This window comes from Thiobacillus sp. 65-1402 (assembly GCF_001897685.1).
GTDB lineage: Bacteria > Pseudomonadota > Gammaproteobacteria > Burkholderiales > Thiobacillaceae > Thiobacillus.
In genome coordinates, this window is record NZ_MKUG01000113.1 from 1 (window position 1) to 8,636 (window position 8,636).

An 8,636-nucleotide genomic window follows, 5' to 3' on the forward strand; every position below is an offset into this window, starting at 1 on the left:
TTCGATCAGCCGTCTGGTGCCGTCCCGGGCAACCCAATAATTGGTATGCGATGCGCGCAAGACATGCGGATTGCTGACAAGGGCGTCGAAGGCCTCCTCATGCACGCTGTCCCGCTCTTCCGGCGTCAGCAGGAAATCCCAGACAAAACGCCCCTCGGCCTCAGCAAAGGAATAGTGCGTCAGCTCCTCGCAGGCGCGATTGAAGCGGCGGATGCGCCCTTCGCGATCGAGCACCAGCACCAGGGCTCCGGCCTGATCGAGAATCGCGCTCTGCAGCGAGGATATTTCGCGCAACTCCTGCGAGCGCGCTTCCACCTGGGCTTCCAGGTTGTAACGGGCGTCCGCCAGGGCGTCGGTCATGTGATTGAAGGCGCGGGCCAGCCGGTTCAGTTCATCGATCTTTTCCTGCGGCGCCCGTTGCGACAAGTCGCCGGCAGCAATGCGGTCGACCACCCGGGTAAGGCTGCGGATCGGGCGCGACAGCCCGCGTCCCAGAAAATAGGCCGCAATGCCGGACAGCATCAGGAAAAATCCCAGCGCGAGATAGGTTATCCGGCGCAGCTGCAGGGCCGGCGCCAACGCCTCGGCGGTGTCGATCTTCACCACCATGCCCCAGCCCAGGGCGGGCAGGTAGCGCCAGGCCGCCACGCCTTCGATGCCGGCATAGTCGCGGATGATGTCGCGGCCGCGGTCCCCGGACAGCGCTTTCTGCATCGGCAGCGGCGTCTCCCGCAGCGGCTTCCGGTAGCGGTAGGCCGCCTCCCGGACATGCCTGAGCGGGGCAGTGTAAACAGCGTCGTCTCCGTCTTTCTGCACCAGCACCGTTTCGCCGGTGCGCCCCAGGCCTGTGCGGTCGGCCGTCACCGATTCCAGCCTGCTTACATCCAGCTGCAATGCGAGCGTACCGGCCACCATGCCGTTTTCCAGTATCGGCACCACCAGAAAAGCTGCGGGCTGGTTTCCGGAAGGCGGATAAAGCGCAAAAGGGCTGAGGTGGGCCTGCAGGGTTTGCATCGCCTGATCGAATCCTTTCGCCAACTGGGTGTCGCGATAGGCGCTGTGTCTCATGCTGGCGCCGGTATCCGGCTCTTGCGCGATCGAGAACACCACGTTGCCGGCCTTGTCGAGCAGCAGCAAGTCGTAAAAGCCCTCGGCTCCGTAGGAGGTGCCGAGGGTGTCGCGCAACCGCTGGTCGGCGGCCCGGTAGGCGGGGGAGTTCAAGCCGTCCGCGTGAAAGGCGCGTTCCAGCGCGGCAAGGCCATTGCGGATGACCTGCCTCTGGCTGAGTTGCTTGGCGTCCGCCAGCCGTTCAGCCATATAGCTGTCGATTTGCTCAGCTTTCTTGTCCGCGATCGTGGTCATGTTCGCCAGCACGGTTTCGCGCAGCGACGCTTCGAACGAGGCCAGATAAAACGCGGCCAGCCCAGCCAGCGGCAGCACGGCCACCAGCAGATAGCTCGACAACAGGCGAACGGAAATGGGAAACGCGCTTATGGCCGGGCTCCGAACGGTTGCGGCAGCCCTTGCAGTCCGGATTGCGAGTGATAGTCGGGAAACGGGGCCGGGCGCAGCGCATTCCCGGAATGCCATACCAGTTCGAACTGGCCGTCCGCGCGTGCCTTGCCGATGCGCATCTGCTTCCAGACGTGCCGCGTGCCGCGATCGACGGCGGCCACGCCCGACGGTGCGGCCGTGCTCTGCTGCAGCATGGCGCGGTTGACCTGTTCGGGATCGTCGGTGCCGGCGTCGCGCACTGCCTGAGCCCATAGCTGGACTCCGACATAAGCGGCCTCGATCGGGTCGCTGGTTACCCGGTCGGCGCCATGGCGTTTCCGGAATGCGGCGACGAAACGCTGGTTGGCTTCATCCGGAATACTCTGGAAATAGCTCCAGACCGCGTAATGGTTGGGATGAAAAGCTGCGGGCCCGATTGCTTTCAGGCCCTCTTCGGCAAGGCTGAAAGACACCACCGGAACGCCGCCGAGGCTGGCCCCGTGCAGTGCACGAAAAAAATGCGTATTGCTGTCGCCGTTGATGGTGTTGACGATCACGTCCGGTGCCAGTGCGCGCATTTCCGCAACGATCGCGTCAAAACGGGTATCGCCCAGCGGGAGGTAGCGTTCCGCCAGCACGCTCCCGCCGTTGGCCTTGACCAGGTCGCGGATGATGGCATTGGCGGCGTGCGGGAAGATATAGTCCGAGCCGAGCAGATACACCCGCTTGCCCAGCGTATTGAGTGCCCATTGCATACCCGGGATGATCTGCTGGTTGGGCGTGGAGCCGGTGTAGTAGATGGACGGCGATTGCTCCAGCCCTTCGTGCTGCAGCGGGTAAAACATCAGGTTCCGGTGCTTTTCCACCGTTGGCTTCACCGCCTTGCGGCATGCCGAAGTCCAGCAGGCAAACAGGGCGCTGACCCGGTCCGCTGCGATCAGCCGTTCGGCTTCGGCCGCGAATACGGCATCGTCGGATCGGCCATCCGCGACCCGCATTTCCACCGGCCGTCCCAGCAGCCCGCCGGCTGCGTTGATTTCCTCGACCGCCAGCCGCACTGCGTCCACCAGCGGACGCTCGTTCACGGCCATGGTACCGCTGAGGGAATGCAGCACGCCGATGCGGATTGGCGATGCCGGGTTGGGACGCAGCAACAGGAAAATTCCCAGGATAGTCGTCAGTATGAGGACAACGATAACCATGTGGCGACGAGGGACAATCATCTTTGGGATTGTAAACCGGAGAGCGAATCTTTCTACAGATTCGTTGGTAGCTTTTTGTTCTATATGAGTTTTTATACGGATGGGCTGGGGCAAAAAAAAGCGGCACCCGCAGGATGCCGCCTTTGCCTGCAATTCGGGAAATTACCCGATCGCCAGGATCTTGGCCGAGCTGGCCGCTTTCTTCGGCAGGCTCAGTTCCAGCACGCCGTCGCTGTATTTGGCCTGGGCTTTGGCTTCATCCACGTCGTGCGCCAGGGTGAAGCTGCGCACCACCTTGCCGCTGTAGCGTTCCGAGCGCAGCACCTTCTCGCCTTTTTTCTCTTCCTTTTCCGTCTTCGTCTCGGCGCTGATCGAAACCTGGTTGCCGTCGATGCTGACGTGGATGTCCTCTTTTTTCACCCCAGGAATGTCGGCGTGAACGGTATAGGCATCGTCGTTCTCCTTCACGTCCATCTTGATTTGCATCTGGGGTTGCCCTTCGAAGGCAACCGGGCGAACGAAAAAGCCCTTGAACAGGTCATCGATATCCTCAAACGGATCGATACGGGTCAGGCTGAATGGGTCGTAACGGGCAAGCTTGCTCATGAGTTTCTCCGCATCAAGTGAGTGGATGGAAAAAACGGCAGCTGCCTTGCAACTACCTCTTCAACCCTAGACCATCGGGAAGGCATATCAAGACCGCTGCGCCCCGTCGTTATTCCTGGCTGGCGGAGCCGCTGCAGGCTGCCGCAGCGGGATGCGTTTCCTGTCGTGTTCGCAGGCGACGAGGACATGATCCGTCGGGGGCGAGGCATCAGTTCACGAACATCCGGCCTTCCGCCAGACAGTCGCACAATCTCCGGTAGAGCGCCCGCAGGCGCGCTTTGGAGCAGTCCGGGCCGAGCGCGCGCAGGATGCGGCGCGCGAGCGGCCCATGTTCCAGCATCACGCGCAGCGGTTCGCCCCAGGGGCCTGTGCTGTCCGGCGTCGTCGCGGCGACGAGGTGGCGCCAGAGCTCAGCGGCCCGGCATTGCCGGCCGGGAAAACCCAGCAGCCGCAGATACCCATCGTCGTCGATCACCGCCTGCTCTGCATTGCGGATGCAGGCATGGAGAATCTTCGCCAGCGCCGTCGTGCCGATGCCCTGCTGCAAGGCAAGCGGCGACCAGCGGGCGTCATGGAGCGCCCGGATGACGCAGGTGGCGGCGGCGGCGATGGCGAGGTCGGCCTGCGGGCACTCCTGCAGGTCGATCACGCGGATTTCGATGGCGCTGCGCTCGAAGCGCGGGATGGCGCCGCGCGCGTTGAGCCATTCGTGCCGCAGCACGCCTTGCGGGTCGAGGATGGCGATGTCCCGGTACATCGGCTCGAACACCCGTGTTTCGTATTCGGCCCGGCTGCCGGCCGTGTCCGGGATCAGCTGACCGATCACCGAAGGGACGCGCCGGACGGCGGTGCGGTAGGCCTCCATGCGGGTGTCCAGAAAGCCGCTGGGAATGCCGTCGACGATCGGCGAACTCGCGGCGATGGCCGGCAGGATGGGCAGCAGCAGCCGCACTGCGGCGTGCAGGCGGGCGAAGGTTTCGTCGTCGGCGAAGGGCAGGTTGAGATGCATGCTCTGCAGGTTGGCCTGGCCGTGCTTGCGGCAGCCGAAGATGCGGTCGTAAGCCCGGTAGATGGGGGCGTCGCCGTGGGGCCACAAACGCGTTTCGGCGGCGGGATTCATCCAGGGGTGCATGGCGGTGGGCATGAGGCAGGCGCCCAGGGGAGCGAGCAGTCCATTGATTGCCCCTACCTCTGCCTGGAAGCCGGTGGCCAGGGGGGCGAGCGCCGGGTCCGGCCGCCTGTTCTTGAGTTCGAGCAGGTGCAGCACGATCTCGTTGGACCAGGCGAAGCGGCCACGGGCGACTTCGTTGGCGATGGTACCGTCCGCCGCGCGCAAAAGCGCGTCGGCGATGGGACGCACCGACAGCGTTTGCCGGTCCACGATCATGTATTCCAGTTCGATGCCGAAGCCCGCAAAAGCGGGCAGCGCAGGGGCCGGGCCCATCAGGCGTTGACCCGCTTGCGCGCTTCGATGCGGCGCACGAACGAACCCATGATCTCGCGGTAGAGCGCGTCCTTCAGCACGCCGTCCTCGTTGCCGGCGTCGACGCTGGGATTGTCGTTGACTTCGATGACGCAGTAGCGGCTGCCCACCTGTTTGATGTCCACCCCGTAGAGGCCATCGCCAATCAGGTTGGCCGTGCGCAGCGCGAGCTTCAATACCTCTTCCGGCGCTTCGGCGACCGCCACGGCCTGCACCGGGCCTTCCTCGTAGCCTGCGCGTCCGGGCTCGCGCCTGACGATCTGCCAGTGCCCGGCGGCCATGAAGTATCTGCACGCGAACAGCGGGCGCCGGTCGAGGACGCCGATGCGCCAGTCGAACTCGGTGGGGAGGTATTCCTGGGCGACGATCAGTTCCGATTTCTGCAGCAGCTCGCCCACCTTCGCGAGCAGTTCCAGCTCCGATTCCACCTTGGCCACGCCGAGCGAAAACGAGCTGTCCGGCTGCTTCAGCACGCAAGGCAGCCCGAGGCGGGACACGATCTGGCCGGCGTTGCCGTGGTGCACCATCAGCGTCCGCGGCGCGGGAATGGCGTGGCGGACGAGCAGTTCGGCGAGATAGACCTTGTTGTTGCACTTGAGGATGGAGTCCGGGTCGTCGATCACCACCAGGCCTTCCGCGGCCGCCCGCCGCGAGAAGCGGTAGGTGTAGTGGTTGGCGAAAGTGGTGTCGCGGATGAATAGCGCGTCGAACTCGGGCAGCCTGGCAAGATCGTTACGGGTGAGGTATTCCACCTGCAAGCCAAGCTCCGCCGCGGCTTTTTCGAAATGCCGCATGGCGCGGGCATTGGACGGCGGTTCCGGATTGCCAGGGTGGTGCAGGATGGCGAGGTCGAAACGCGGCTGCGGGCGCTTGTGCATGCGCCGCCGATGGCCCATGAAATACGCCGTGGCGGCCTCAACCACGAAGTCGTGATGCGGCGGCGGGATATCGCTGGCGGCAATGGCGCGTACGCTGCGCAGGCGCCATTGCTCGCGATGGTGCTCGAAATGGGCGCGTAGCAAGGGCGCCTGCAGCAAGCCGAAGAGCTGATGGCTGAGCGCGTCGTAGCGGCTTGCCGTGTTGCGGCCGAAATAGATGCTGAGCTCGAATGCGTCCGCTTTGATCGGCGCCAGCGATTTCTTCACCAGTTCGTCCAGATCCTCGGTGAGCAGCCTCACCAGGTTCTGCGATTTCAAGTCCTCCATCGTGCCCACCCTGGGCAGCGGCTTGTGGCCGCGGGCCTCGGCCAGTAGCGAGACGTAGTAGCCGAGGCTCTGGTAGCGATAGGAGCGGCACAGATTGAATACCTTGACGGAACGTTCCTCGCCATAGGCAGGATCGGTCAGGTAGGCGCGGGAAGAAACGACGCTCACGCCTGCGATGTCGAGCGGCCAGTCGTGCGGGGCGTCGACGACGATGAGGATGCTCACGGCGCCGCCCGGGGCGGGTAAACCAGCAGCAGATTGGCATCGTGGGTGACGATGCCGAGCAGCACTGCGCCGATTACGCGATCGATGCTGAGCCAGTATGCGTGCGACGGACCGTAGGGATGGCGCCCATAGGGATCGGCCACCAGCAGGTTGCGCTTTTTCCGGTCATAGCCCGCGATCACGACGAAATGGCCGGCAGGCAGGCCGCGCAGGTCGTCGGGGTCGTCGTTCGGCCCGTATTCGCGCGCCGTGCGGTACAGATAGGTGGAACTCAGGCCGGTGATGATGGGCAGGTTGCGGCGCAGCAGGCCGCGAACCAACTGGCGCGAGAGATCGGTCAGGCGCAGGCGGCCGCCCAGGCGCAGGAATTCCAGATAGCCTTCGGTGACCTGCTGCAGTTTCGCGTCGTTTTTTTTCACCTCGCGCTGCCGCTGCAGCCGCTCCGCGATGTTCGCATGCGGCGCAAACCAGGTGGGATCGAACACCGTCAGGTTATAGGTGTAAATGGTGGCCTGATAACCCTGGCGCAGGGCATCGCAAGCCAGGAAGATTGCGAAGGTGCCGCCGTGCTCCATCTTGTGGGTGCGGGCGATCACCTCGGCAAGCTGCGCATCCCCGCCCCAGTAGCTGTAGACGGCCTGCAGGCAGGTGGGGCCGCAGGTTGTCTCGTCCGGTTGCGGCAGCATCCTGACCGGCAGACGCAAGACGCTCGGATGCATGAAAGCCGTCCTTCCCCGGCGTCAGCACGACCTAGCGTTCCCACACCACGCGCAGCAGGTTTTCCCGTTCGTTGTAGTGGTACTCCAGTTCACCCTGGTAGGCATGGTGCAGCGCTTCGCCGATTCCGCGGGCGAGATGGATGTCGGTGGTGGTGATCTGGATGCCGTCATCCCGATCCTCGATCCTCATGATCCGCTTCAGGGGATGCTCCGCCTTGGCGCGGGCCTCCTCGTTCCTGGCCAGCTGCAGCAGCTCCTCGCGATGATCCTCGAAGAACGGTCCGTTCACGGTCACATAGCCGGCCGGAAATTCGTCGTGGATGCGGCGGCACGCCGGGCAGGTTTCCTCATGGGCAATGGCTGGCCTCACCAGCCATTGCCAGCGCCCATCGTGGAATACCGCGCCGCATTGCGGGCAAACCGTGGGTTCCGGCAGCTTGTGCTTGGCCTGGTAGGTGTCGTGGCGCGTTTCCTGGACCAGGCGGTCGCGACGGACGGGTTGAAATCCAGCGAATCGCTCTTTCATGTTGCGCTCCTTCGGTGAAGACGAAAATCCAGCACGCAGCCGGGCAGGCATCCATCGCAGCGGCAGGCTAGGACTGGCGCTCCAGCGCGATTCCAGCCAGCTCGATGACCACGCCCAGGGCCAGCACCAGCAGGCCGGCCCATATTTCGGGCGCGAGCGCCATCAGCACGCCGCCCAGCCCCACCAGCACCCCCGCCAGAACACGCCTCGATCGCCGCTTATTCCACATGCCGGTTTCCCCCCGTTCCTGGGCAGGCTATTCGTAGCGCAGAAAGTCTTCAGCCAGGGTGTCGGCGCCAAACTGCTCGATCAGCGCCTCGATTTCCGCCAGCAGCGTGTCGCCCTCGTCGTCTTCCAGCACGCCGTCCCCCACCATCCTGGCGCCCAGCCCGGCCAGGATGGCATCGCGGATCGTCGCAAGCGTGGGCGGGTTTTCGCGGTTCTCGTCGTTGATCACCGCCTCGATCGCGCGCGAGAGCGATTCGCTGGCGGCGGCCTGCGTGAAATCGACAGCCAGCGCGCTTGCCCCGAACTCCTCGATGAGCGCGTCCAGTTCGTCGAGCAGTGATTCGCCGATGTCGAAGCGATGCATCCGTTCGGCCTCGCTGAAATCGGCGGGCAGCAGGTCGCCGAGAAAGCGGCGTACCGCGATCAGCGTGACGGGCTGTTCGCACTCCGGGTTGTTGATCCGGCTCCTGAGCAGTGCCGATAGATGCGGGCTGACGCGACTGGCAACATCGATGGAATTTCGGGTCATGGCTTTTCCTGCATCTCCGGGGCCACAGGGGCGGATCGTGAATTCTTCAACCTCACTGCCTATATCAAGGTATAGCAGAAGGTTTTCGGGTCTCGCGCCGGACATTGCCGCATCGCGCGATGGAACCCGACGGATATCGATGGGCACAGGCCATACCATGCACGTCTCCGATCCGTGGGCGCAGGCAGTCACGCTTGCGGCCAAGCTTGATTTCCTCCGGCAGCCGGGCGCCTACGCGGAGGCGACCTCGCGGGTGGATGCGGTGGAAACCCATATGTCCTGGGTCTTCCTCACCGATACCTGTGCCTACAAGCTGAAGAAGCCGGTGCGCTATGCCTATCTCGACTTCGGTTCGATCGAGGCACGGCACCTGGATTGCGATGAGGAAGTGCGGCTCAATCGCCGCCTGGCACCCGGGA

General features: G+C 64.1%; 9 protein-coding genes and 1 pseudogene. 1 reads left to right on the plus strand and 9 read right to left on the minus strand.

The window, feature by feature from the left end; translation table 11 throughout:
• The 9 genes from BGO62_RS09360 to BGO62_RS09400 form a co-directional block, all read right to left on the minus strand.
• A partial coding sequence (locus tag BGO62_RS09360) for a cache domain-containing protein (RefSeq protein WP_296641658.1) occupies positions 1 to 1,464 on the minus strand: 1,464 nt, incomplete at its 3' end.
• 26 nt (positions 1,465 to 1,490) lie between these two features.
• Entirely contained in the window at positions 1,491 to 2,810 is a 1,320-nt protein-coding gene (locus BGO62_RS09365) for an urea ABC transporter substrate-binding protein (protein ID WP_296641660.1), read from the minus strand.
• A 48-nt stretch (positions 2,811 to 2,858) separates the two neighbouring features.
• Positions 2,859 to 3,302 carry an Hsp20/alpha crystallin family protein gene (locus BGO62_RS09370; protein ID WP_296641663.1) on the minus strand — a complete coding sequence of 148 codons (444 nt, stop codon included), beginning with the start codon at positions 3,300 to 3,302 and terminating at the stop codon, positions 2,859 to 2,861.
• A 208-nt stretch (positions 3,303 to 3,510) separates the two neighbouring features.
• Positions 3,511 to 4,746, minus strand: coding sequence for a glutamate-cysteine ligase family protein (locus BGO62_RS09375; RefSeq protein ID WP_296641665.1), 1,236 nt, complete (start codon positions 4,744 to 4,746; stop codon positions 3,511 to 3,513).
• Positions 4,746 to 6,215, minus strand: coding sequence for a RimK family protein (locus BGO62_RS09380; RefSeq protein ID WP_296641668.1), 1,470 nt, complete (start codon positions 6,213 to 6,215; stop codon positions 4,746 to 4,748). Before BGO62_RS09380 ends, BGO62_RS09375 begins: the two co-directional genes overlap by 1 nt.
• A complete protein-coding gene (locus BGO62_RS09385) occupies positions 6,212 to 6,934 on the minus strand; it encodes a C39 family peptidase (protein ID WP_296641671.1) in 723 nt (240 codons plus the stop codon). The genes BGO62_RS09380 and BGO62_RS09385 overlap by 4 nt, the downstream gene beginning before the upstream one ends.
• 31 nt (positions 6,935 to 6,965) lie before the next feature.
• Positions 6,966 to 7,460, minus strand: coding sequence for a BCAM0308 family protein (locus BGO62_RS09390; RefSeq protein WP_296641673.1), 495 nt, complete (start codon positions 7,458 to 7,460; stop codon positions 6,966 to 6,968).
• Between the two features lie 67 nt (positions 7,461 to 7,527).
• Entirely contained in the window at positions 7,528 to 7,689 is a 162-nt protein-coding gene (locus tag BGO62_RS09395; RefSeq protein ID WP_296641676.1) for a hypothetical protein, read from the minus strand.
• A 27-nt stretch (positions 7,690 to 7,716) separates the two neighbouring features.
• Entirely contained in the window at positions 7,717 to 8,217 is a 501-nt protein-coding gene (locus BGO62_RS09400) for a hypothetical protein (protein WP_296639085.1), read from the minus strand.
• A 157-nt stretch (positions 8,218 to 8,374) separates the two neighbouring features.
• On the opposite strand from BGO62_RS09400, the pseudogene BGO62_RS09405 reads away from it, so the two are divergent.
• Positions 8,375 to 8,636, plus strand: a pseudogene (locus BGO62_RS09405) (hypothetical protein); the annotation flags it as partial.

What these genes read in the sequence shown, in the direction of transcription:
- BGO62_RS09400 (WP_296639085.1), bottom strand. Translation starts at nt 8,217, where the DNA reads ATGACCCGAAATTCCATCGATGTTGCCAGTCGCGTCAGCCCGCATCTA.
- BGO62_RS09395 (WP_296641676.1), bottom strand. Translation starts at nt 7,689, where the DNA reads ATGTGGAATAAGCGGCGATCGAGGCGTGTTCTGGCGGGGGTGCTGGTG.
- BGO62_RS09390 (WP_296641673.1), bottom strand. Translation starts at nt 7,460, where the DNA reads ATGAAAGAGCGATTCGCTGGATTTCAACCCGTCCGTCGCGACCGCCTG.
- BGO62_RS09375 (WP_296641665.1), bottom strand. Translation starts at nt 4,746, where the DNA reads ATGGGCCCGGCCCCTGCGCTGCCCGCTTTTGCGGGCTTCGGCATCGAA.
- BGO62_RS09385 (WP_296641671.1), bottom strand. Translation starts at nt 6,934, where the DNA reads ATGCATCCGAGCGTCTTGCGTCTGCCGGTCAGGATGCTGCCGCAACCG.
- BGO62_RS09370 (WP_296641663.1), bottom strand. Translation starts at nt 3,302, where the DNA reads ATGAGCAAGCTTGCCCGTTACGACCCATTCAGCCTGACCCGTATCGAT.